The 23,849-nt window shown below is 60.1% G+C and carries 20 protein-coding genes and 1 tRNA gene; 6 read left to right on the forward strand and 15 right to left on the reverse strand.

Annotation, left to right across the window (positions count from 1 at the left end; genetic code table 11):
* Positions 1 to 284: 284 nt before the first annotated feature.
* The 3 genes from EOA16_RS09395 to EOA16_RS09405 form a co-directional block, all read right to left on the reverse strand.
* Positions 285 to 1,202: a ParB N-terminal domain-containing protein gene (locus EOA16_RS09395; RefSeq protein ID WP_127257348.1), complete on the reverse strand. Its 918-nt coding sequence runs from the start codon at positions 1,200 to 1,202 to the stop codon at positions 285 to 287.
* A gap of 1,025 nt (positions 1,203 to 2,227) precedes the next feature.
* Complete coding sequence (locus EOA16_RS09400; RefSeq protein WP_127257350.1) at positions 2,228 to 3,763, reverse strand: recombinase family protein; 1,536 nt, start codon at positions 3,761 to 3,763, stop codon at positions 2,228 to 2,230.
* A gap of 54 nt (positions 3,764 to 3,817) precedes the next feature.
* Positions 3,818 to 4,159 carry a DUF2147 domain-containing protein gene (locus EOA16_RS09405; RefSeq protein ID WP_127257351.1) on the reverse strand — a complete coding sequence of 114 codons (342 nt, stop codon included), beginning with the start codon at positions 4,157 to 4,159 and terminating at the stop codon, positions 3,818 to 3,820.
* A 450-nt stretch (positions 4,160 to 4,609) separates the two neighbouring features.
* On the opposite strand from EOA16_RS09405, the gene EOA16_RS09410 reads away from it, so the two are divergent.
* Complete coding sequence (locus EOA16_RS09410) at positions 4,610 to 4,876, forward strand: sel1 repeat family protein (RefSeq protein ID WP_010915070.1); 267 nt, start codon at positions 4,610 to 4,612, stop codon at positions 4,874 to 4,876.
* A gap of 392 nt (positions 4,877 to 5,268) precedes the next feature.
* On the forward strand, positions 5,269 to 6,390 hold the full coding sequence (locus EOA16_RS09415; protein WP_127257353.1) for an ABC transporter substrate-binding protein: 1,122 nt from the start codon (positions 5,269 to 5,271) through the stop codon (positions 6,388 to 6,390).
* Between the two features lie 77 nt (positions 6,391 to 6,467).
* Here EOA16_RS09415 and EOA16_RS09420 read toward each other — a convergent pair whose 3' ends face one another.
* The 8 genes from EOA16_RS09420 to EOA16_RS09455 form a co-directional block, all read right to left on the reverse strand.
* Positions 6,468 to 8,450, reverse strand: coding sequence for an acetyl/propionyl/methylcrotonyl-CoA carboxylase subunit alpha (locus EOA16_RS09420; RefSeq protein WP_127257354.1), 1,983 nt, complete (start codon positions 8,448 to 8,450; stop codon positions 6,468 to 6,470).
* 49 nt (positions 8,451 to 8,499) lie between these two features.
* Positions 8,500 to 8,874, reverse strand: a complete 375-nt coding sequence (locus tag EOA16_RS09425; protein ID WP_164754189.1) for a hypothetical protein — start codon at positions 8,872 to 8,874, stop codon at positions 8,500 to 8,502.
* A gap of 39 nt (positions 8,875 to 8,913) precedes the next feature.
* The gene (locus EOA16_RS09430; protein ID WP_127257356.1) at positions 8,914 to 9,285 is read right to left on the reverse strand and encodes a hypothetical protein; all 372 of its coding nucleotides are present in this window, start codon (positions 9,283 to 9,285) and stop codon (positions 8,914 to 8,916) included.
* 39 nt (positions 9,286 to 9,324) lie between these two features.
* Positions 9,325 to 9,693, reverse strand: coding sequence for a hypothetical protein (locus tag EOA16_RS09435; protein WP_127257357.1), 369 nt, complete (start codon positions 9,691 to 9,693; stop codon positions 9,325 to 9,327).
* A 195-nt stretch (positions 9,694 to 9,888) separates the two neighbouring features.
* The gene (locus tag EOA16_RS09440; protein WP_127257359.1) at positions 9,889 to 11,496 is read right to left on the reverse strand and encodes a carboxyl transferase domain-containing protein; all 1,608 of its coding nucleotides are present in this window, start codon (positions 11,494 to 11,496) and stop codon (positions 9,889 to 9,891) included.
* Position 11,497: 1 nt separating this feature from the next.
* Positions 11,498 to 12,661, reverse strand: coding sequence for an isovaleryl-CoA dehydrogenase (locus tag EOA16_RS09445; protein ID WP_127257360.1), 1,164 nt, complete (start codon positions 12,659 to 12,661; stop codon positions 11,498 to 11,500).
* A 66-nt stretch (positions 12,662 to 12,727) separates the two neighbouring features.
* On the reverse strand, positions 12,728 to 13,378 hold the full coding sequence (locus EOA16_RS09450; RefSeq protein ID WP_127257362.1) for a TetR/AcrR family transcriptional regulator: 651 nt from the start codon (positions 13,376 to 13,378) through the stop codon (positions 12,728 to 12,730).
* Between the two features lie 71 nt (positions 13,379 to 13,449).
* A complete protein-coding gene (locus EOA16_RS09455) occupies positions 13,450 to 13,734 on the reverse strand; it encodes an acylphosphatase (protein WP_127257363.1) in 285 nt (94 codons plus the stop codon).
* Between the two features lie 163 nt (positions 13,735 to 13,897).
* On the opposite strand from EOA16_RS09455, the gene EOA16_RS09460 reads away from it, so the two are divergent.
* Positions 13,898 to 14,890 carry a helix-turn-helix domain-containing GNAT family N-acetyltransferase gene (locus EOA16_RS09460; protein ID WP_127257365.1) on the forward strand — a complete coding sequence of 331 codons (993 nt, stop codon included), beginning with the start codon at positions 13,898 to 13,900 and terminating at the stop codon, positions 14,888 to 14,890.
* Positions 14,891 to 14,924: 34 nt separating this feature from the next.
* Here EOA16_RS09460 and EOA16_RS09465 read toward each other — a convergent pair whose 3' ends face one another.
* Complete coding sequence (locus tag EOA16_RS09465) at positions 14,925 to 16,037, reverse strand: pyridoxal phosphate-dependent aminotransferase (protein WP_127257366.1); 1,113 nt, start codon at positions 16,035 to 16,037, stop codon at positions 14,925 to 14,927.
* Positions 16,038 to 16,144: 107 nt separating this feature from the next.
* Between EOA16_RS09465 and EOA16_RS09470 the strand changes: the two genes are divergently transcribed.
* A complete protein-coding gene (locus EOA16_RS09470; RefSeq protein WP_127257368.1) occupies positions 16,145 to 17,824 on the forward strand; it encodes a sulfotransferase in 1,680 nt (559 codons plus the stop codon).
* 162 nt (positions 17,825 to 17,986) lie between these two features.
* Here the strand turns inward: EOA16_RS09470 and EOA16_RS09475 are convergent, their stop codons facing one another.
* A complete protein-coding gene (locus EOA16_RS09475) occupies positions 17,987 to 19,174 on the reverse strand; it encodes a porin (protein ID WP_127257438.1) in 1,188 nt (395 codons plus the stop codon).
* Between the two features lie 597 nt (positions 19,175 to 19,771).
* Positions 19,772 to 19,862, reverse strand: a tRNA-Ser gene (locus EOA16_RS09485).
* 450 nt (positions 19,863 to 20,312) lie between these two features.
* Between EOA16_RS09485 and EOA16_RS09490 the strand changes: the two genes are divergently transcribed.
* On the forward strand, positions 20,313 to 21,479 hold the full coding sequence (locus EOA16_RS09490; RefSeq protein ID WP_127257369.1) for a porin: 1,167 nt from the start codon (positions 20,313 to 20,315) through the stop codon (positions 21,477 to 21,479).
* A 238-nt stretch (positions 21,480 to 21,717) separates the two neighbouring features.
* Complete coding sequence (locus tag EOA16_RS09495) at positions 21,718 to 22,800, forward strand: site-specific integrase (protein ID WP_127257371.1); 1,083 nt, start codon at positions 21,718 to 21,720, stop codon at positions 22,798 to 22,800.
* 59 nt (positions 22,801 to 22,859) lie between these two features.
* Here the strand turns inward: EOA16_RS09495 and EOA16_RS09500 are convergent, their stop codons facing one another.
* Positions 22,860 to 23,759: an alpha/beta hydrolase gene (locus tag EOA16_RS09500; protein ID WP_127257439.1), complete on the reverse strand. Its 900-nt coding sequence runs from the start codon at positions 23,757 to 23,759 to the stop codon at positions 22,860 to 22,862.
* Positions 23,760 to 23,849 lie beyond the last annotated feature (90 nt).

Raw genomic sequence — 23,849 nt, forward strand, 5'->3', positions numbered from 1 at the left:
CGCGGGGGTGTCCCCGAGTGGCGGGAGATGCCATGAGGTTTCCTTGGGTTTACGTGAAGGCGCCGTAGCCCTTGAGGCCCGACAATGTGATGTCCATGAACGATGCCATGGGGTTTGGACGCAGGCTGTTGACGGTCTGCTGGGGCTGCATCACATGGTGTTTCCTTTGGTTGGATAGAAAGAGCCCCCGAGGAAACTCGGGCGGCAGCTGGGGTGTTGGGAAGATGCACAAGGGGCTAAAGGTGTGCATCCCATACACCGTGCAAATGCACACCCGGAGCGGTTTAGTAGTCGTCGTGCGCGGCATTGCCGTCGAGATACGCGGCCGCAGCCAGAGAGGCCTCGGTGTCCTGCTCATCCCGCAACGCGATCACTGCGTCGTGGAAGGCGTCACGCCATGCTGCTGTCTGCATGAGTGCCGCCGGGAACCGCTCATCCGAGCGAAGCAACGCCAGGGCGAACGCCTCGGGGTCCGTATGGGGTTTGTTGCCGAGTGCCTTGTAGAGACGGTCCCTATAGATATCTGCCCGTTTCGTGATTGCTTCGTCGTGGTCATAATTCGACGCGTCAAACGTGATGCCACGCGCCAGTCCATCGCACCGCTTCCATCCCCACACCAACAGATCTTCGAGGCAGTTCTCGGGGTTGGACAAAAGCGCGGCTTTGACTATGCGCATGTTCGCAACGGTGCGCTTGGCGCAGGACGATGCCTGGGCAATCTTCGTTTTAGACAGATCGGTAAGCAGCTCAAGACGCCAAGCATAGTTCAGCTTGTCGGTCTTGCTCATCGGTAGACGATCCTTGGAGTTGGCCAGCCCTGAGAAGGCCATTGCGTCGTCAAGGGACCCTGCGAAGGCACGGCAGGGGATAGCCTCTCGGACAGCGCGAGCAGCGTACGCTTCAAGACGATGGTGACCGTCAATAACATACCAGCGGTCCCCACCCCACCAGACCGTGATGCGGTCGAGATAGTGAGGCCTACTTGCGTTCCTTCCGATGGCATCTGCCAGCGATGCAATGTGTCGCTTGTCGGCCACGTACATCCGGTCCCGGTCGCGGGGCTGGAAGATTTCGGCCATCACGGAAATCTCTCTCCGGTCGAGGCTGAGATCAGTGGTAGGGGTAGGCGGCGTGGAGCCGTGTTTGTCGAGAGCCGCGCGAATATGTGCGAGGGCCTCGGTAGCTTCAATAAGACTGCTCATGGAAAATCCTTTGCTGGATTGGATAGGCCCTCCTCGGGTCACAGGTGACTCAGGACAGGCGATTGCATTTGATGGGTATAGGAAGGCGGGATGCTGTGGCGGCGCTACAAGGCGCGTCCGCGACTCAAGGAGACGCTATGCGTCATTGCCGTCCCGAAAGACCTTGAGTTGATCGACTGAGTACCGTCGGGTGAACCACTCGGGCATGAGTTCTTGCGTGTCCTTGGGGCGGCGGGTGCCGGTCGTGACGAACTCCGCTATCTGTTCATACTCCAGATAGTTTGTGTCCGATGGGAGCCACCCGAGGAGCCGGAAGGCCCAAAGCGTGGTGAGGACACCCCTGATGCTCTCAATGTTGAGCCGGTGATTGTCGCGGATACGCTGTAGGTCTTTGACAGAGCATCCCTCGGGAGCCATAGCTCCGCAATGGGCAGCGCGGCGGGCAGTTCGGGTGTACCTCAGGGGTAGCGGAGCATGTCGGCTCTGGTGCCAGGGGCGGGCGAGTGGGAACGTTGAGGCAAGTGAGGGGACTTTGGAAGCCGAGCGCATAGCGTCAACGGCAGCGGCGATGTCTGCGGTATAGGTCATGTTATCCTAGATGATGTGTGGGATGCGCAACGTGGCGCTAGATATGATAATGGGCCCCGGCGGAACAGAACGCACCACCGAGACAAAAACAGGGAACAGAGGGGGGAAAGGACGAGGACGCGCGAGGACCAGGCCGTTCGTAGGTCTATTATGAGGCCATAATGGCGGGACGTTCGCCTATCGGTATGACGACTTTAGTCGAAGCTAATGTTTGGCTTACTCTCCCGATATGAGGCTCTAATTATCCCAGCCCTCCCGTGTCGAGGGAAGTTCGCCTATCGGTATGACGACTTTAGTCGTAGCTAATGTTTGGCCTGCTCTCCCGATATGAGGCTCTAATTATCCCAGCCCTCCCGTGTCGAGGGAAGTTCGCCTATCGGTATGACGACTTTAGTCGTAGCTAATGTTTGGCTTACTCTCCCGATATGAGGCTCTAATTATCCCGGCTCTCCCGTGTCATCGAAAACAAGGGTGTGAGTGTAACCACGCCGCATCGTGACTGAGGCGCGGCGCAACCCTTTTCGAGACCGGGCGCTGGTGTCGTCGCTTTCAAGGTCGATGCGTGACACAAGATTGGAGATGAGTTTCTGGGCACCCTTCCGGTCTTCCACGGCCAGCCGCCTAATCTCTTCCTGATCCTTCTCGAAATCGTACACAGCCGCCGCGCTCTCGCGGTATCGCGCGTCATTCTCGCGGATGGCTATGATCTCCCGACGCTTGGCCTCAATCTGGCGGGTGAGTTCATCGGCCTTCCCCGAGAAAGCCTTACGGGTTTCGGCGGTTTCAGCGTCGAGGGCTCCGGCAAGCGCGTTCTCACGCTTGAACTCTATGGCCGCTATAGCGTCGTCAAGGGCCTCGGGGTGATCAGGGGCCGCATGGTCCAGCGGTATAGGAACGGCCAAGAAGCCGATACGATCAAGCATCTCCCGCTCGAATTGGTCATAGCGCCAGTTGGGTGCGGTGCAATCTCTGCGCTTGAACGTCTTCCCTGTGCAGGTGAAGTAGCCCCACGACACGTCACCTTTCTTGGAGGACGTGAGGGCCATTGAGGAGTGGCAGTGTGCGCAATAGACCATGCGGGAGAACAGGTTTGATGTCCGACCTACCTGCCTGCTGTGCTGCCGGGCCTTGGTGCGCTGGCGGACGGCCAGCCATTCCGTCTCACTGATCAGAGCAGGGAAGTAGCCCGGCACCTCCTCGCCCTTTAGGACAAGGCACCCATAGGCGGCTGGAGAGCGGAGGACATCGCCGACCACAACTTGAGCCCATGAGTTCCCTGCGGGAGACGGAATGCCCTTGGTGTTCAATAGCTGAGTGATGGCCTGCTGCCCGTGGCCTTCCTTGGCAAGCGTGAAGATCAGCCGCGCGTCGTCGGCACGGGCGTTGAGGCTGTAGGTTTCCCGGTCAATCCAGAAGGGGAGCTTCGCAACCTTGACCCGGCCAATACCGCTGGCGACTGCCTCACGGGCCTTCTGGGCCTTGCGGGACCACGCATCTCCTACACGGTATGACAGCTTGGCGCTGTACTCGTGGGCCGCCTGCATGGCCATGAGGGACATCATGAGGTTGGCGAAGTTGTCGTCGTAGTCTTCGCTTGTATGGACGCGCTGGTCCGTCAGGGTCACTAAAGTCAGTCCTGTGTCCAACAGGTCGAGGAAGTAGCGGATGGCTCGGGTGGGCTTCACGCGGGTGATGCGGTCAATGTTTTCAACGATCAGGACCACATCGTTTGGTATCTTGCCAGACCGGACGTCCCTGACGAACTGGCCAAGTTCGGCCTCAAGGTTCGCGCCTTTGAATGCGCTCACACCATCGTCTACCAATTGACTGTCGAGGATCAGGCCATGGTAGGCGCAGAAATCCACGGCTTTCTTTGTCTGTCTGGCCGAGCTATCGCCCTGCGCCTGCTTGCCGGAACTCCAGCGAGCATAGGAAATCGCGTTGCGGCCCTTGAGGTCTCGGGGCTGTAGCATGGCTGGGCGGTCTCCGTTGGTGCATTGGAGACCGCCTGATATCAGTATGCAGAATTAAAGTCTATGCCAGGTCTGGCTCTTGCAGATCAGTCCGCCGAGCACGCAGCCGCTCATCTTGAGAGAGGTGCCCGACAATGTCGCCTTGCCCGAATAGGTCTTGTCGTTTGCCGGATCGGTGATGTTGCCGGCATATTTGTTGTCGCCTGTCGCCTTGAGCGAGCCGATGGTCTTGCCGGCATATTTGCCGGACTTGAGCGTGATGGAAAACGAGCCGCCGCCGGCGATGGCCGCGGTATCCCCGGCCTGCGTCTTCCAGTTGCCCTCGATCGGATCGGCCCAGGCCGCGCCGGCCATCATCAATGTGGCCGCAAGGGCCAGGCTCACTTTTCGAAACATGTCTTCCTCCCTTTGGATGTCCGGCCGGATGCTCCGCCTCGCCGGTCTGCCGCTTACGCAAACGTAAGCTAATCCAGCTCCCGGCAAAACAAAAGCGGTGCCGCAACGGAAGACTTTCGGATTTTGAAAGGGTCCCGAATGCGACTGCTGGCCAAGGAAATGAAACGATCGGCGCATCGCCTTTGTCTCCTGTGGTTAGCGAAGTCTTGACTTGGTATTGGGAAATTTTCGTCAAATTTGACGCAAGCAGGCTGAATTGCTGGCTTTGTATCCTTAACGAATTTTCGCGTTTACCTCTTGTTTTAGCTTTGTTTTCCTCAAATTAAGCACGCCATTTAACGACGGATTCAAGCCTGCACGGCATTCTCGAAAGCATCGGAAGAGCAGCCGGCAAGCACGAAAGAAGGCAGCTCTCGGGAGCCTGACAGGGGCCGGAAACAGGGGATTGAAATGGCACGTTTTGAAATGCTTGAAGCAGGTTTCGGCGCCATGGGGGCAACTGCCCAGGCCGACATCCTTTTCGAACTGGGCATGATGTATGCGACCGGCCGCGATTGCGAGACCGATGTCGTTGCCGCCCACAAATGGTTCAACATCGCCGCCATCAAGGGCTCGGCCCGCGCCGCGGAACTGCGCTCGGAACTGTCGGCTGCCATGTCGAAGGTCGAGATCGCCAAGGCGCTTCGCGAAGCCCGCGAATGGATGACCATGCACTGAAATCTGCCAATCGCAGACAGGCCTATCCAAGACAGGGAAGCTCCGGGATCAAGACTGCACAGACAGCCAGACCCGACGGAACGAAGGCCGCGCAAGACGGTCACGGTGTTAAGAAAGAGAACGCGGCAGGCCGCAGGGCCCAGTCGTGCGCGACACAGGGAAGCTGAGCGGGATTTTTAGGCGGGGGGCGCCTGGAGATTGCTCGACGGGCAAAAAAAGCCACGACCAGCCGGAACAAGGCTGGCGTGGCTTTTTGCGTGGATGACGTCTTGCAGGCCCAATCGAGCGGCGCCAATGCGCCTAGACAGGCCCAATGAAGGATGAAATTGTCCGGCCTCTCTGGAAGAAGCGCGGCCGGGGCGGCCGCGCGTGAGTGGAGGAGTTCTACCATCATGAAAAAATTGAGTATTTTGAACGCGGCCATATTCGGCCTGATGATGAGCACGCCGGTCGCATTCGCCGACGACATCACTTTTGCGGTGATCGGCCCGATGACTGGACAGCTCGCCACCATCGGCGATCAGTTCAAGCAGGGCGCACAGGCCGCTGCCGACGCGATCAACGCCGCCGGCGGCGTCAATGGGTCGATGATCAAGCTTGATATCGAAGACGACCAGTGCGATCCCAAGCAGGCCGTGTCGGTTGCCAACCGCGTCGTCGCCGATGGCGTCAAGTTCATCGACGGCCATGCCTGCTCCGGCTCCAGCATTCCGGCCTCGGCCGTCTATGCCGAAGCCGGCGCGCTGATGATGAGCCCGGCTTCTTCCAACCCGGTGCTCACCGACGCGGCCGCCAAGGCCGGCTGGCCGACGATCATGCGCCTTTATACGCGTGACGATGCGCAGGGTGCCTTCATCGGCCCATGGATCGCCAAGAAGTTTGCCGGCAAGAATGTCGTCGTCCTGCACGACAAGAGCGCCTACGGACAGGGCGTGGCTGACGCCGTCAGGGCAACGATGAATGCCGGCGGCCTCAAGGAGGTCTACTATGACGGCATCAACGCTGGCGAGAAGGACTATTCAGCTCTCGTCACCAAGCTCAAGGACTTGAAAGCCGACGTCGTCTATTTCGGCGGCTACCATCCTGAAGCTGGCCTGATCCTGCGTCAGTCGGCGGAACAGAACCTGAAATTCCAGCTGATCATGCCGGACTCCATCGCCTCGCCGGAATTCTGGCAGGTCGCTGGCCCGGCCGGCGAGGGCACCATGTTCGTCTTCCCGTCGGATCCGCAGGCAAAGCCGGAAGCCAAGGCAGCGGTCGAGAAGATCAAGGCCGGCGGTTTCGTGCCGGAGGGCTTCACGCTGTTCTCATACGCCACCATCCAGGCATTCGCCGAAGGCATCAAGCGTGCCGGCAGCGACGACCCGGCCAAGGTTGCCGAAGCACTGAAGAACGGCACGCCGATCAGCACCGTTGTCGGTGATGTCACCTTCGACGAGAAGGGCGATCTCAAGGATGCCAGCTACGACATCAACCAGTGGCATGACGGCAAATATGCGCCGATCGCGCAGTAATCGCCGACTTGGCGACCGAATAGCGTAGAGAAATGGCCGGGTTCGTCCCGGCCATTTTCTTGTTTACCTTCGAACCGTCAGCTGGCTGCAGCGGTCGAGGCGGCTTGTTCTTCGACGAACCGTACCAGCACCGTCCCGTCGGTCACCTGTGCGCCCTCGGCGGCAATCTCGGCGATCACGCCGTCATGCGGCGCGGCGATGGTGTGCTCCATCTTCATCGCCTCGAGGATCAGCAGCGGTTGGCCCTTGATCACTGCATCGCCCTTTCCCGCGCGCACCAGCTTGACCAGTCCCGGCATCGGCGCACGCAGGCTGCCGGCACGTGCCGCCGCATCATCGGCCCGTGCCAGCGGGTCCGGCACGGCGAAAGTGTAGCCAACGGCGCCTTCGAACACGGTGATGTGGCCTGGCCAGCGGGCGAGGCGTGGTGTTGAGCGAAAATCATGCGAATTGGTGTCGTCATAGGGCTTGTCCAGCGTCACCTGGAACCGCCCGTCATGCCGCACCGAAACCTTCGCCACGATTCCGTCTTCGCCGAACTTCAATCGTGTGCGCCGCGCCACGCTGTGGAAATGCGCATAGCCGGCAAGCGACGACCACGGATCGTTGGATGACGGCGATGCTCCGGCGCCGGAGGCCGCAACGGCCGCGGCAGCGATGGTTTCGCCGGTCGGCGGCGCGACCTCGGTCAGCGCCGTCTGGTGCCTGGCGATCAGGCTGGTGTCGACATCGCCCGCGGAGAAATCCGGATCGGCGGCAAGAGCGGCAAGAAAGGCGGTGTTGACGGTCGAGCCGGCGACCTCGGTTCGCGACAGCACTGCACCGAGAGCTTCGAGTGCCGCCTGGCGGTCCGCGGCGTGGACGACCAGCTTGGCAATCATCGGGTCGTAATAGGGCGAGATGGCGTCACCCACCCGCACGCCTGTCTCGATGCGCATCGCGGCGCCTTCGGGGGCTGCATCCGGAAATTTCAGATGATGCAGCGTACCGGTCGCCGGCAGGAACCCTTTTGCCGCATCCTCGGCATAGATGCGCGCCTCGAAGGCATGGCCGGTGAGCGCGATCTCGCTTTGCGTCTTGGGCAGCTTTTCGCCGCTGGCGACCCGCAACTGCCACTCGACCAGATCGGTGCCGGTAACCATTTCGGTGACGGGGTGCTCGACCTGCAGGCGGGTGTTCATCTCCATGAACCAGAAGCGGTCGGCCTTCAGGCCTTGCGAGGCATTGACGATGAACTCGATGGTGCCGGCGCCTGAATAATTGATCGCCTTGGCGGCTTTCACCGCTGCATCCGTCATTGCCTTGCGCAGCGCCTCGGTCATGCCGGGGGCAGGCGCTTCCTCGATCACCTTCTGGTGGCGGCGCTGCGCCGAGCAGTCGCGCTCGTAGAGATGCACCGCATTGCCGAAATTGTCGCCGAACACCTGCACCTCGATATGGCGCGGCTTGTCGACATATTTTTCGACCAGCACGCGGTCGTCGCCGAAGGCGGCTTTCGCCTCGCGCCGCGCACTGGACAGAGCTTCGGAAAACTCGTCGGGATGTTCGACCCGGCGCATCCCCTTGCCGCCGCCGCCGGCGCGTGCCTTGATCAGTACGGGATAGCCGATCTCGCGTGCCTTGGAGGCAAGCAGCACGATCTCCTGCGCTTCGCCATGGTAGCCCGGCACGACCGGCACGCCGGCCTTTTCCATCCGCCGCTTGGCCGCGTCCTTCAGCCCCATGGCACGGATCGAGGCCGCCGACGGCCCGATGAAAATGAGCCCCGCCGCCGCCACCTGGTCGACGAAATCGGGATTTTCCGACAGGAAGCCGTAGCCGGGATGAATGGCTTGTGCGCCCGCAGCCAAGGCCGCGGCGATGATCTTGTCACCGCGCAGATAGCTTTCGCCGACGGGCGAGGCGCCGATATGCACCGCCTCATCGGCCATCTCGACATGCAGGGATCTCGCGTCGGCATCCGAATAGACGGCGACAGTACGCACACCCATCTTGCGCGCGGTACGGATGATACGGCAAGCGATCTCGCCGCGGTTGGCGATCAGGATCTTGGCGAACATGGAGCCTCCCGGTTTTGCCTCGGGCGGCGCCATTCTGGCAGGCGCCAGCCTATTTGGAGGCCGCGATCTCGCAGCCGCCGCCCGTCGTGACCTTGTAGTGCCCGCGGGTGGACTGACAGGATTTCATCGCCAACTCTTCGGCCCTCTTTTGAGATGGCGCGTTGAGGTGGCCCCCGCAAACTATGTACGACGACATTATCCGTGCGTAGGGAGTGGTTGCGTACGCTGAATGACCACTGGCCGCTACATAGGCCTTGTACGCCTTGGTGCAGGGATCCTTGGGATTTCGCGGCAGGTACGGCGGGAAACGCTTGTCTCCCTCGCTTCCAGTCAGTGAGCCGGCCATGCCCGCGCCGCACGCTGCGATCATCAGCAGTCCGGCCAATATCGCCGTGGCTGTTCGCCTGGAATTCGTGGATTTCATTTTGTCTTCCCCAACGAGAAAAACCGGGCGCTTTCCGGTCTATTTGGACGCGGCGATGCTGCAGGCGCCGGCGACGGTAACCTTGTATTTGCTTTTGCTGGCCTGACAGGATTTCAATGCCAGTTCCGCCGCCGCCTTTTGTGACGATGCATTCAGCTTCACGCCGCAAACGAAGTACTCGGTCGCCGGAACGATCGGCGTCGCCGCGAAAGCCGAATGGCCTGCGGCTGCGAGATACGCTGCATAGGCCTTCCCACAGCCCCCGGTGGTTCCTACAGGAATGGTCACTGGGTAGCGCACGTTCCCCTTGCTGCCTGCCAGCGATCCGGCCATGGCGGCGGTGGGGGCCGCCACCATCAGCAAGCCTGCCACTATTGAGGTGGCTGCTCGTTTGCAGGTCCCGGATTTCATTCTGCTTCCCCCATTCGCAAAAAAGTCTCGGCTGGTTGCCTACTTCGATGAGGAGATTGCGCAGCCGCCACTCGCGGTCTTGAGCTTCCACCGTGTCAAGCCGGCCTGGCAATTGCGTAGCGCCGTCTCTTCCGCCGCCTTCTGGGAAGGCGCGTTGAGCTTCGTCCCGCAGACAATGTAGAGGTCGACGACACGCGAATAAAAGGTTGTGGCGTAGGCCGAATGACCGCTCGCCGCGACGTAGCCCTTGTAGGCAACGTTGCATTCGCCCGAACCCAAGGTCGGCGGAAAACGCACGTCTCCCTTGCGTCCTGCGAGCGATTCCGCCGAACTGATGCCGGTCGCCGTTAATATTAGAAATGCAGAAAGTATCGAAGCAGCCGTTCCCTGGCAATATTTCAATTTCATTTCCAGCCCGTCCCCATTGCCCCATGCTGGATAAGCAGTAGCGAATATTTTGCCTCGCCGCCAGTTCACTGTTTGAGATTCGAAGCCGCCTATGCTGATGAATCGGTTGGTCCATACAGTTCAGCCTTTTCGCTCGGCAGCAACGGCCTGCCGGTGTAGTTCCGCCGTTTGGCCGTCGAAGTTGACCGTCCATTCTCACATCCGAAACACGCCAAAGCGCGTGTCCTCGATTTCGGCGTTGAGCGCAGCTGACAGGCTGAGCGCCAGCACGTCGCGCGTCTTCGCAGGGTCGATGATGCCGTCGTCCCAGAGGCGTGCGGACGAATAGAGCGGATGACCCTCATGCTCGTACTTCATCAGGATCGGCTTCTTGAATTTCGCCTCTTCCTCGGCGCTCCATTCCCCGCCCTTGCGCTCGATGCCTTCGCGCTTGACCATGGCAAGCACCGTTGCCGCCTGCTCGCCGCCCATCACCGAGATGCGGGCGTTCGGCCACATCCACAGGAAGCGCGGTGAATAGGCGCGGCCGCACATGCCGTAATTGCCGGCGCCGAACGAACCGCCGATGATGACAGTCACCTTCGGCACCCTGGCGGTGGCAACCGCCATCACCAGCTTGGCGCCATCCTTGGCGATGCCGCCTGCTTCATATTTTCGACCGACCATGAAGCCGGTGATGTTCTGCAGGAAGACCAATGGAATCTTGCGCTGGCAGCACAGTTCGATGAAGTGCGCGCCCTTCAGCGCGCTTTCGGAAAACAGCACGCCGTTGTTGGCGATGATGCCGACCGGCATGCCATGCAGATGGGCAAAGCCGGTGATCAGCGTGGTGCCGTAATTCTGCTTGAACTCGTCGAATTCGGAACCGTCGACGACGCGCGCGATGACCTCGCGCGCGTCATAGGGCTGGCGCAGGTCGGTCGGTACGATGCCATAAAGTTCATCCGCCGGATGAAGCGGCGGAATCGATTCCTGTAAGGTCGGGCCCACAATCTTGTTCCGATTCAGATTTTTGACGATGCGCCGGCAGATGGCGAGCGCATGGTCGTCGTCCAGCGCATAGTGGTCGGCAACACCGGAAAGCCTGGTGTGCACATCCGCACCGCCAAGATCCTCGGCACTGACATCCTCGCCGGTGGCCGCTTTCACCAGCGGCGGGCCGCCGAGGAAGATGGTCGCCTGGTTGCGCACCATGATCGTCTCGTCCGACATCGCCGGCACATAGGCGCCGCCCGCCGTGCAGGAACCCATGACGCAGGCGATCTGCGGAATGCCTGATGCCGACATGTTGGCCTGGTTGTAGAAGATGCGGCCGAAATGCTCGCGGTCGGGAAACACCTCGTCCTGGTTGGGCAGGTTGGCGCCGCCGCTGTCGACGAGATAGATGCAAGGCAAATTGTTCTGCAGCGCGATCTCCTGCGCCCGCAAATGCTTCTTCACGGTCAGCGGATAATAGGTACCGCCCTTCACCGTGGCGTCGTTGACAACGACCATCACCTCGGTGCCTTCGACGCGGCCGATGCCGGCGATCATGCCGGCCGAAGAGATCTCCTCGCCATACATCGACCACGCCGCGAACTGGCCGATCTCGAGGAAGGGTGAGCCGACATCCAGCAATTGCGCGAGGCGCTCGCGCGGCAGGAGCTTGCCACGGGAAACGTGGCGCTCACGCGCTTCCTCCGAACCGCCGCGCTCGACGGTTGCAGCCTTCTCCGCAATGTCGGCGACCAGCGCCCGCATGCGCTCGGCATTGGCGCGGAAGGTGTGGGAGGAGGGGGAGATCTGAGTTTGGAGTACGGCCATGCTACACCCCCTCCGCCATGATCTCGCGGCCGATCAGCCAGCGGCGGATTTCGCTGGTGCCGGCGCCTATCTCGTAGAGCTTGGCGTCGCGCAGCAGGCGGCCGGTCGGATAGTCGTTTATGTAGCCATTGCCGCCAAGCAGCTGGATGGCGTCGAGCGCCATCAGCGTCGCCTTCTCGGCGGCAAACAGCACGCAGCCGGCGGCATCCTTGCGGGTTGTCTGGCCGCGATCGCAAGCGGCGGCGACGGCATAGACATAGGCGCGCGCGGCATTCATCGTCGTGTACATGTCGGCCAGCTTGCCCTGCACCAGCTGGAACTCGCCGATCGCCTGGCCGAACTGCTTGCGCTCGTGCGCATAGGGGATCGCCACGTCGAGGCACGCCGCCATCAGGCCGATCGGGCCGCCGGCAAGCACCGTGCGCTCATAATCGAGGCCCGACATCAGCACTTCGACGCCTCGCCCTTCCTCGTGCAGCACATTGTCGAACGGCACCTCGACATCCCTAAACACCAGTTCACCGGTGCTGGAGCCGCGCATGCCGAGCTTGTCGAGCTTCTGCGCCACGGAAAACCCTGCCATCGCCTTCTCGACGATGAAAGCGGTGATGCCGCGCGATTTCAGTTCCGGATCGGTCTTGGCATAGACCACCAGGGTCTCGGCATCCGGCCCGTTGGTGATCCACATCTTGGTGCCATTGAGTACATAGCGGTCGTTGCGTTTTTCGGCGCGCAGCTTCAGCGAGACGACGTCCGAGCCGGCGCCGGATTCCGACATCGCCAGCGCGCCGACGCGGTCGCCCGAGCACAGTGGCGGCAGGAATTTTTCCTTCTGCGCCGTTGTAGCCCAGCGGTTGATCTGGTTGACGCAGAGGTTGGAGTGGGCACCGTAGGAGAGGCCGACCGAGGCCGAAGCGCGTGAAATCTCCTCGACAGCGATCACATGGGCGAGATAGCCCATGCCGCTGCCGCCGAAATCGGGGTCGGCGGTGATGCCAAGCAAGCCGAGCGCGCCGAGTTCGCCCCACAGATGCGCCGGGAATTCATTCGAGCGATCGATGTCGGCGGCGATCGGCGCGATGCGATCCTGGGCGAAGCGCCGCACCATCTCGCGCAGCGCCTCGATCTCCTCGTCATGCCCGAAGCTGAGCGTGTTTGTGTACATTTTTCTCCTCCCTGCGCATGACCCCGAAAATCGACTTTGATCTTCGGAAAGGGATCATGCGCGAAATCAAAATGCTGCAGCGTCCTTTGCGCGTCCGAAGGGACGCGCGGCGCTGTAGGCGTCGATCGTCGCGCCGACAAGCCGCATTGTCATTGAAAGATATGTCGTGGTCACTTCAGCGATCGACAGCCGTTCGCCCGGCCGAAACCAGACGATGACGCCGGTCATCATCTGGATCAGCGCCATGGCCGTCAGCCCGGTGTCGTCGATGCTGAAGGCGCCCGTCTCGTCGCCGTCGCGCAGGATGGCGCGCAGCTCCTTCTCGTAAGCTGTGCGCATGCGTAGGATGTGTGTCAGCCGTTCGGGCGACAGACTGCGCAATTCCATGTTCGACACATGCGTGGCGTGCCGTCGCTCGATGTGAAAGGCGATGTGATTGCGCACATAGGCCGAGAGTAGTTGCGCCGAATCTGCGTTCGCCGGGCGGGCTGCTTCCCATGCTGTGGCCAGATCTTCCATGTGCTCGCGCATCAGCGTGAACAGAAGCTCTTCCTTGGTTGGAAAGTAGCGGTAGAGCGCGGCTGCCTGGACACCGACCTCGGCGGCAAGCTGGCGCATCGACATCGCTTCGTAACCAAGGCGCGCGATGAGGTTGACCGCTGCCTCACGGATAGTCGCTTCTGTCTTTTCGCCATCGGACCCAGCGGTGCGCGCCATGTCAGCTCCTCTGCGGAGCAATAATAAAACGAACGTTCAATTAATTCAAGGCGACCGGTCCAAATCCACCTTCATGCAACGATAATGAACCCGACAGAGGCGTTCTCTGCCTCCAACTCCTCGACGTCGACCTTGGAAACCGAAGCCCCGGCCGGCCCTTTCCAGAGGTGCTCGATCATTGTCGAGACCGCTTCATCGAGACCTGCGATCTGGGCCGTTACGGACCCATCCGCTTCATTGCAAACCCAGCCCGCAAGACCAAGGCCTGTGGCCTCATCCCGGGCCCAGACTCTGAAGCCGACGCCTTGCACATTGCCGTAGACGCGCGCCTGCACTTTCCTGCGATGACCAGCCATGAATCTCTCCAAGCCTGTCTCGTTGGAATCTGGTGCATGGCTCAGGGAATGCAACATGAGAATTGCGCGCACGACGCAATAGCTCGGATTTCTGGCTTTGAAATTAATTGACTTAGTCCACTAATTTTGGAAAATGGAGCTGCCTATTGGGAGCTGGACGCGGATGCTGGACGAGCGCAACGCATTGGTGGCCGATGTCAGGCGCTTCAATCGCTTTTACACGCGCACTGTCGGCCTTCTCGACGAGACGCTGACACAAAGTGCATTCACGTTGACCGAGGCGCGCGTACTGTTCGAACTGGGTCACCGCAGCAGCCCCGCTTCCGCCGAAATCCCCGGCGAGCGAGGTTTCCTGGCTGGAGCTTTTCGGCTGGAGAATGGCCCGGCGGCCTCCGAAATATCAAGACAGTTGCGTGTCGATGCCGCCTATCTGACGCGGATCCTGCGCAAGTTCGCGGGCCAGGGGCTGACCGAGGCCCGAACGGACCCGGCTGACCGGCGCCGAAGGGTCCTCTCGCTGACCGCAAAGGGCGAGGCAGCGCTTGCCAGACTGCAGGCGGCGGCCGATCGGGACACGGCGCGGGTGATCGAAAGCGTCCCCGACGACAGGTTGCATGAACTGGGCAGCGCCTTGCGCAAGGCGGGGGAATTGCTGGGCGATCCCACCCGTGAAAGCAGCGAGGTGACGTTGCGCCCGCATCGCGTCGGCGATGTCGGCTGGGTCGTGCAGCGCCAAGCCCAACTCTATGCCGAGGAATATGGCTGGACGATCGAGTTCGAGGCAATGCTCGCCGAGATCGGCGCCGATTTCATTCGCAATTTCGTGCCCGGCCGCGATTTCTGCTGGATCGCCGAGCGCGGTGGTCAGCCCGTCGGCGCAGTGTTCCTGGTTCATCAGGACGACAAAGTGGCCAAGCTGAGAATGCTGCATGTCGAGGCGTCGGCGCGCGGCCTCGGCATCGGCAAACGACTGGTCGCGGAATGCGTGGACCAGGCCCGGGCTTGCGGCTACACCAAGCTGGTGCTGTGGACCAACGACATCCTCGTTGCGGCGCGCGCGATCTATGAACGTGCCGGCTTCAGGCTGGTCTCGCAGGAGCACCACCACAGCTTCGGCAAGGATCTGACCGGCCAGACCTGGGAAATGGATTTGTAGGCAGTTTTTGCTGCCGGTCTGCTTGCAGACAATCCTAGTTTCCCCGCGCTGTTGCCAGCGCGCCAGGCAACTCCTCGGCAAAAATGTCGAGCTCGTGATCGAGGCCGACGCTGACGCGGATGCAGCGGTCGAGCCGTGGCACCATCGGCTTGCGGATGAAGACGTCGCGCGACAGCAGGCCTTGCAGAACTTTGAGCGCGAAGGCGCCATCGCCGCCGCAATCGATGGTGACGAAATTGGTCGCCGACGCCAGTGGCTTCAGACCGTTCGCTTCGGCAATGCCGGCGATGCGTCGGCGGCCGGCCGCGACCCGCCCCACCACGCTTTGCAGATAGTCCTGATCGGCGAGCGCCTCGACGCCGGCGATCTGCGCCATGCGGCTGACGCCATAATGGTTGCGGATCTTCTCGAAGTCGCGGATCACCTGCGCCTCGGCGATCGCATAGCCGCAGCGTATGCCCGCCAGCCCATAAGCCTTCGAGAAGGTGCGCATGCGGATGACGTTTGGCCTGGAGATATCGATCGGCGGCAGCGCCGAGGCCGGCCCGAGTTCGCCATAGGCCTCGTCGAGCACCAGCATGGTGGTTTCCGGCAGCGCTTCGAGGAAGCGGATGATCTCGCTCGCCTCCCACCAGCTACCCATCGGATTGTCCGGGTTGGAGAGATAGACCAGCGGGGCCTTGTCCCTGCGCACCGCCGCCAGCAGGCCGTCCAGGCTCTCCCTGTCGTTCTCGTAAGCGACCGTCACCAGCCGTCCGCCGACACCGGCAATGTGAAAGTTGAAGGTCGGATAGGCGCCGAGCGAGGTGACCACAGCATCGCCGGGTGCCACATACATGCGTGCCACCAGGCTGAGCAGGCCATCTATGCCTTCGCCGACAACGACATTCTCGGCCTTTACGCCGTGATGCGCGGCCACCGCGACCTTCAGATCATGATTGTCGGGATCGCAATACATCCACATGTCGCCGGCAATCTCGGCCATCCGGGCGATGACGCGCGGCGAGGGACCAAAGCTGCTCTCATTGGCGCCGATGCGGGCGCGAAAAGCGCGGCCACTCTCGCGCTCCTGGGCTTCGGGGCCGACAAACGGCACCGTCGAGGGAAGCGCTGCGATGAGCGGCATGAGGGGAGGGCGTTGGTGCATGGTGGAAGCTCGCTTGAAAGGGCCTTCTTGCTAGCGTGGAGGCATGTTCGGTGCAAGATGACAATGCCGCACTGGATTTCGCCGATCCGTTTTGTTAGCAGAATAGAATGAGCAACCGATTGCCGCCCGCTTGGGCCAAGCACCTTAATACCCAACCAGCGCCGAAGGGCGCACCGCCGAAGACTGGGCAACCGAAACTTAAGCCCGCAAAGGCAGCTCCGTCTCGCCCTCAGGCCACCGATATGATGTTGAGGCAGGCGCTCGAATTCCAGCAAGAGAATCGATTGCCTGAGGCGGAAGAACTCTGTCATCGCGTTCTGGCGAGAACGCCTGAACATCCGCTGGCCCTTTATATACTTGGGACGCTGGGGATCGGGTACGATGACGAAAAGGTCCTGCGGTATTTTGCTCGCGCGATCGCGCAGGAGCCTCTAAATCCCTACTACCACCTAAGCCTCGGTCAAGTCTATTTGAGGCTCAGCGAGTTTACACCGGCGATCAAACACATTCAGCACGCACTGGCATTGAAGCCAGATCTGGTGGAAGCGCTTTGCGCCTTGGGCGATGCATACAATTCGTTTGACAAGGGGGAAATGGCGCTGCCTCTCTTTGAGAAGGCGCTCAGGGTCGATCGAGATCATCCTATGGCCCGGTTGGGGCTGCCTCGTGCGCTGGCAAGCCTCGGCCGCATGGACGAAGCCGCGGTTCATCTCAAAGAGGCAATAGATCGGCGCATCGCGATACCTGCTGCCTACAATGCACTTGTACGCACGCACAAATTCACTGAAGAGCCACCAGAACTCGCTGCGATCCTGACGGAGCTTCAAGACCCTGACCACGGGTCCAAGGGAGCGACGGCGCTCCATCACGCAGCCGGAAAGCTGCTCAACGACCTCGGTCGCTACAAGGAGGCGATGAAACACTTCAAAAAAGGAAATCAAGCCGGCGGCAGCAGGTTCGATCTTCAATCCTATCGTCGTTGGGTCGACGCCCTGATCGAGGCCTTTACACCGGATTTGGTGGCTTCAAGGGCTGCCTCTGGCAATGTCTCGGAGGTGCCCGTGTTCGTAGTCGGGATGCCTCGCTCGGGCACGACACTGACTGAGCAGATCTGCGCCAGCCATCCCTATGTTCATGGTGCTGGCGAGTTAACAAAGCTTAGGCGCACATCGAATGGGCTCGATCTTAGGTATGGATCCGGCATAAGCCCGGGTGAGGCGATCGCATCGATGACGCCACAGCTGTCCAGGGCGCTGGCTGCGGAACATCTCGCCTATCTGCGCGAGCGGGCCCCCGATGCGCTTCGAATTATCGACAAGATGCCTCACAATTTCGAGCTGGTCGGCCTGATTGGCATTCTTTTCCCCAACGCCCGCATTATTCATTGTCGCCGCGACGCCATTGACAACTGTATCTCTTGCTTTGTCCTGCAATTTAATGAAGCGCATAGCTACAGCGCCGATCTGGAGACACTGGGGCTTTACTACAGGGAGTATGATCGCCTGATGCGGCATTGGGACAAAATTTTCCCGGGCCGTATCTTCGAAAACCGGTACGAGACGTTGATTGAAAATCAAGAACAGCAGTCGCGCTGTCTCATAGATTATCTCGGACTACCCTGGGACGATATCTGCTTGCGCTTTTTTGACAGGGGCGGCTCCGTAAACACCTATAGCAATTGGCAGGTGCGCCAGCCGATCTATAAGTCTTCCGTCAGGCAGTGGAAGAATTACGAAAGCGAGATCCAGCCCTTGATCGAGGCCCTGGGCGATTTGGCCCATATCTGATCTGGAAATCCAGGCATCGTCAGTGCACACCCCGTCGCCTGCTCCGGCAATCTGGGCAGTCCATCCATTGAGCAGGTCGACACTGAAGATCTAAAAGAGGCGCGACGGCTGAAAAACCCGGCGGTTGCCCGCCGGGTTAGATTTTCAGCCAGGCTCGGTCCGTTAGAACGAGCGCTGGAAGCGTAGAAGGCCGCCGACGCTGTTCTTCTTGTCGGCCGGAGTCCAGGCGACGTTATCAGTGCTGCCCTCATCGAACTTGCCGGCATGAAGATAGTCAACTTCGGCCGTGACGGTGAAGCCGGGGACGATGTCATAGGCAACGTTCGCTGCGACGCCGACGTTCTTCCAGTCATCAGCAGACGCCTGAAGGTTGAACGAAGTCTTCTCGTTGAACTTGTAGGTGCCACCGCCCCACACTGCCCAGTTGCCGCCCCACTGCTTGTAGAAGCCTCGGCCGCCCGCGGGCTGATCGTAGGTCGGGTCGTTGAGGTTGTCGTCGGTGCCATAGCCGCCCATGATGAACAACGACAACTCGTTGGAAACGTTCACATCCAAGCGAACTTTGCCGGCGACTTCTTCGTAGTTGCTGTCATAGGCAACGACACCGGTGATCGCACCCCAGCCCTGGGTCCACTTCACGCCGCCGACAACATGCGGAACATAGCTGTCGATCGTGCCAACGCCATACTTGCCGTTGCCAAGATCGTCGACGGAGCCAGCGCCCGAGCCTTCTTCGAGCGAGAGCACGGCCGAGAAACCATTGCCTGCGTCGAAATAGTACTGGACGACGTTGGTGTCGAAGTCACCGTACGGAACCAGCGTATCCTGGATGACATTGCCGGCGTAGCCGATGAACGTATCGAAGGCCGATTCGTCTTTACCGACGCGCAGACCGCCAAGTTGGATCCAGGCGAAGTTCAGCGATACGTCCTTGTTGTGCGCATCGTTCGGGCCAAAGTCGGGATCACCGTTGCTGTTGCCGAAATTGAAGCGGGTCTCGGTGTAGGTCTTCAAGGTGCCGAGTTCGGTCTCCTGGCCGGTCCAGGTTTTGAGCGTGAAGCGGGTGTTCTTGTACCAGGCTCCCTGGTTCTTGCCGTCCTGCACGTCGTTGCTGCGAGCACCATCGAACGAGCCGACGTCGCCAGCGCCGATGTCATAACGGACATAGCCGCCGATGCGCAGGCAGGTCTCGGTGCCGGGGATGTAGAAGTAGCCAGCGCCGTAGACGTCGCAAATCTTGACGTATTCAGCGGGTTCCGGCTCGGCGACGACGACGGCGTCGGCGGCGCGCGCACCGGAAACTGCGATCAGGGCCGCAGCGGAGCCGAGGAGAAGGCTCTTGATGTTCATTTTCTGACCTCCAGTCAGAATCGAATGAAAATGCGGAACCGGCGACACGATTTTATGCGTTAAGTAATTGGGATAACAGAAGTTTTTCGGAAATATGTTGGATTTTCCGCCGTCGCGCGAACAATCACCAAAGACGATTGTTGGCGAAAGCGTGTCCGAAGCCGGATTTGAGATAACGTTCGAATGAGGTCGCCTTGGCTCGATTCGAGAAGGCGATATGGGTGACGATCCGCCATGGCATGAACTTGGATGTATGGCTGGATTTTCCGGCGTGAGGTATCCTGGCTCGGAGAAGGCGGCCTGCAAACCCCTGCTTTTGCTAGGGTCGCGCAGAGGTCTGGACTTGTTCTACGAAGCGCGGGGCGCGAAGCAGAAAACCTTGTTTTTGCTAGAGTTTTAGGCCCTCCTTCGCCGATGCTTCGGAGGGCATCCTGCTTCGCGCAGAGGTCTGGACTTGTCCTGCGAAGCGCGGAGCGCGTAGCAGAAAACCTTGTTTTTGCTAGAGTTTTAGGCCCTCCTTCGCCGAGGCTTCGGAGGGCATCCTGCTTCGAGCGGAGGTCTGGACTTGTCCTGCGAAGCGCGGAGCGCGAAGCAGGATGGCGGAGAGGATGGGATTCGAACCCACGAGAAGCTTTTGACCTCTACTCCCTTAGCAGGGGAGCGCCTTCGACCACTCGGCCACCTCTCCGTTGCGCCGCTGGATAAAGAAAAGCGCCGGCACAATCAACAAGCCCGCATCATTATATGCAAAAATAAGAAGGCGCCGAACGGCGACCTTCCATGGATGTGGCGGTTCTGCGGTTGTTTCTGGCTAGCGACTCGGGAACTCGCCATGATTCCGTCGGTCCATCGCCGGATTCGGCGGCAAACAAGGGGTTGCGGCAGGCCTGATGGTTAACGAGAGCTTTCTGAGTGAGGCCAAATCGTGTCATTTGTGCAACAACGCCAGGGGATAGCAGCCAGCCAGCCCTTTCTCCGGTACGATCGTGGTTGAACGCTGCCGCCCCATGGGTAATGTCGATTTCGAAGAAGCGGCGCGGTGCGCATCTTTTTCGGTAGTGGGGATGGGGCAGGGAACGCTGTCCTTCAGCAAAGAATACCCAGACCCGTTTTTTAACTTTTGACTGGAGGTCAGAAAATGAACATTAAGAGCCTTCTCCTCGGCTCCGCTGCGGCCCTGATCGCAGTTTCCGGTGCGCGCGCCGCCGACGCCGTCGTCGTCGCCGAGCCGGAACCCGCTGAATACGTCAAGATTTGCGACGTCTACGGCGCTGGCTACTTCTACATCCCCGGCACCGAGACCTGCCTGCGCATCGGCGGCTATGTCCGTTATGACATCAGTGGTGGTGACGTCGGTTCGTTCGATGGTGCGAAGTCCCGTGACGTGAATTCGGGTGACGAACAGGATACCTGGCGCAAGAAGGCCCGCTTCACGTTGAAGACCTGGACCGGCCAGGAGACCGAGCTCGGTAGCTTGAAGACCTACACCGAGACCCGCTTCAACTTCAACAACGCCAACGACTATGCCACCTACTATGGTAATCCTGCTGGCAACAGCGGCGCTTCGCTGAACTTCGCCTGGATTCAGCTCGGCGGTCTGCGCGTCGGTAAAGACGAATCGGCCTTCAATACGTTCATCGGCTACGCCGGCAACGTCATCCAGGATACGCTGGTTCCGTACGGTGACTTCGACACCAACGTCGTCCAGTACTATTTCGACGCAGGCAATGGTTTCTCGGCCGTGCTCTCGCTCGAAGAAGGTTCGGGCGATGGCACTTTTGGTGCATATGGCGTCGGCACGATCGACAGCTATGTTCCGCATGTTGTCGGCGGCGTGAAGTGGACCCAGGGCTGGGGTGCGATCACCGGTGTCGTTGCCTATGACAGCAACTACGAAGAAGTCGCTGGCAAAGTTCGCTTGGATGTGAACGTTTCCAACGAGTTGTCGTTGTTCATCATTGGTGGCTATGGCACCGACGACAACCTCAACGACCCGACCTATACCCTCCCGGCTGGCGGTCGCGGCTTCTACAAGCAGTGGGGCGGCAACTGGGCGGTGTGGGGCGGTGGCACCTACAAGTTCAACGAGAAGACCTCGTTCAACGCCCAGATTTCGTATGATGACTGGAAGAACCTCGGCATCGCTGCGAATATCGCCTATGACGTTGTCCCGGGCTTCACCGTGACGGCCGAAGTTGACTACCTCAACGCAGGCAATTTCGATGAGGCCGACTTCTCCAACTGGACCAATGCCGACAAGAAGAGCAACATCGGCGGCATGCTCCGCTTCCAGCGCTCGTTCTAAGGGCTGGTTCCTTACAGGTGAAATCCAGCCCGGGCGCATCACGCCCGGGCTGTTTTTTGTTTCGTGACTGGATCAAGGCAAACAGAAGGATGGGGGTAACGGTAGCTGAATAAATCCGTGGGGTGATTTCGTGGGATCCGCTGATGGGCGGATGAAATCACAACTGCGTGATTAAAATCTCTTGAAAGGACGCTTCCAAGCGGGTAGGGCTGACCTATCCCACTCGGGGGTGTGGCAAATGATGACGAACGAAGCGATTCAAGAGGGCGAGTCCTCTGATCATTTTTCGATGTTTTCTTCTCAAAGTCCGAAGATTCGATACACCTACAATAAGATCAGAGAAGTAAAGTCGCATCGGGTCGGAGATCTTTTTTCAGCATATCGGGACATATTGTGGGATGATGGGCGGCATAAGTATAATGTCAGCTCGTTCATCGGCGAAATAGACGAGATTCTCCTTGGGGAGCGTTTCAGCGCCTTTGACCAAAGTACCCTGGACAACCTTATCGGCACCTTGCGCCAGCGCGGCAACAGCAACGCAACCATCAATCGAAAGATGGCTGCCCTCAGCAAACTGCTGCGCAAGGCTCACAAGATGGGAGATATCCACAGCCTGCCCGAGTTCCGCCGCCAGAAGGAGCGGGCGGGTCGGATTCGCTTCCTCGAAAGGGACGAAGAGGCGCGCCTGTTCGCCGCCATCAAGAGCCGCAGCGAGGATGCCTACAGGCTTTCCGTCTTCCTGGTCGACACCGGATGCCGTCTCGGCGAGGCGCTTGGGCTGATCTGGAACGATATCCAGGAGCATCGCGTCAGTTTCTGGATCACCAAATCCGGCCGTAGCCGCACCATTCCAATGACCGAGCGGGTCAAGGAGGTCATCAAGCTGCCTCCCACTGAGGGTCGCCGGCCCAAAGGACCGTTCACCAAGCTCAGCCAGGCACAGTTTCGTGCCATCTGGAACGACGCGAAGGCCGAAGTCGGCCTCGGCGCCGACGATCAGGTGGTGCCGCACATACTGCGCCATACCTGCGCCTCGCGTCTTGTCCAGGGCGGCATCGACATCAGGCGCGTACAGATGTGGCTCGGCCACCAGACGCTGTCGATGACGATGCGTTACGCGCATCTGGCCACCAACGATCTCGACGGCTGCGTCATCGTGCTGGAAACGCCTCGATCGACCCAGCCGGCTGGCAGCACGGAAGGCTCCGTGTTTTCATCACCCGTTATGACGACTTCTTCGGCAGGGCGGAAACAGAGGGACGAAGCAGCCGCGGCAAAGGAATCGCAGAAAGCGCCTCGGAAAAGTTCAAAAGCCAAGTAGGCTGGCGAGCCTGATCTATACTATTGTGATGACCCCAAGGCCTTGTTTGGCCTTGGGGTTTATGTTTGGATACTCTTTCGCTCGGCCCGATCAAGAAAAGCTGCGATAGCGTCCGGCAAGTCGCCGGTTTCGAGGAATGGCGCATGGCCCTGGCCCTCGATTGTGATCGCTTCCATCATGGAATGGTGCGCTCGCATCTGCTTGAGCGTGTCTATGGACAGCAATCTCGAATTGGCACCACGTATGGCGAGCAACGGGATGGCGGCCAACGCCTCGAATTGAGGCCATAGATCAGGCAGAGGCTGCGTCAGATCGAGGCTCGCAACGCTATCCACCAGCTTCGGATCGAAATCCGGCACCAGCCCACCATCCGTTTCGCGGTAGAGAGCCCATACCATCCGATCCCAATCGGCGCCGGCAAGGGCGGAGAAATCTTCGCCATGCACGCTGCGCTGGGCGGCGGTCGCCTGTGTGCGGGTTTTCGGTGCCGGGTCGCGCTTGAGATAAGACTGGATATGGGCAAGTCCGGCCATCTCGATCACCGGTCCGATGTCGTTGAAAACAATGGCTTTCAGGACGGTTGGCCGCATCATCCCGAGCACATGGATGATCAGCCCGCCACGCGAGGTGCCGATGAAGGCCGCCTCTCCGATGTTCAGCGCCGTCAGCCCGGCCAGGATGTCGCCGGCCTCCACGCCGACATTGTAATTTCTGACGTCGGGGTCGTAAGCCGACTGTCCGCGCCCGCGATAGTCAAAGGCGATGACCTTTCGCGGATTTGCAGCCCGCGTCGACAGATAGAGCGCCAGCTCGTGAAAATCCCTGGCGTTGCGGGTCAGGCCAGGCAGGCAGACAACCGGCCAGGGTCCGGTATCGGCCTCGCCGTAGACGCGCGCATGGAGCTTCAGCTCATCCGATGCGCTGTAGAAGAAGTCGGAAAAGCCCTGGTCGTTCGACATATAGACTCGTTTCCTCGTCACCAGCGGATCACCTTCCGACAGCTAAAGGCGAGGGCGCGGAGGGTCAAATAGAAGGCGCGACACCGAAGT

The organism is Mesorhizobium sp. M7A.F.Ca.US.008.03.1.1, assembly GCF_003997495.1.
Lineage (GTDB): Bacteria > Pseudomonadota > Alphaproteobacteria > Rhizobiales > Rhizobiaceae > Mesorhizobium.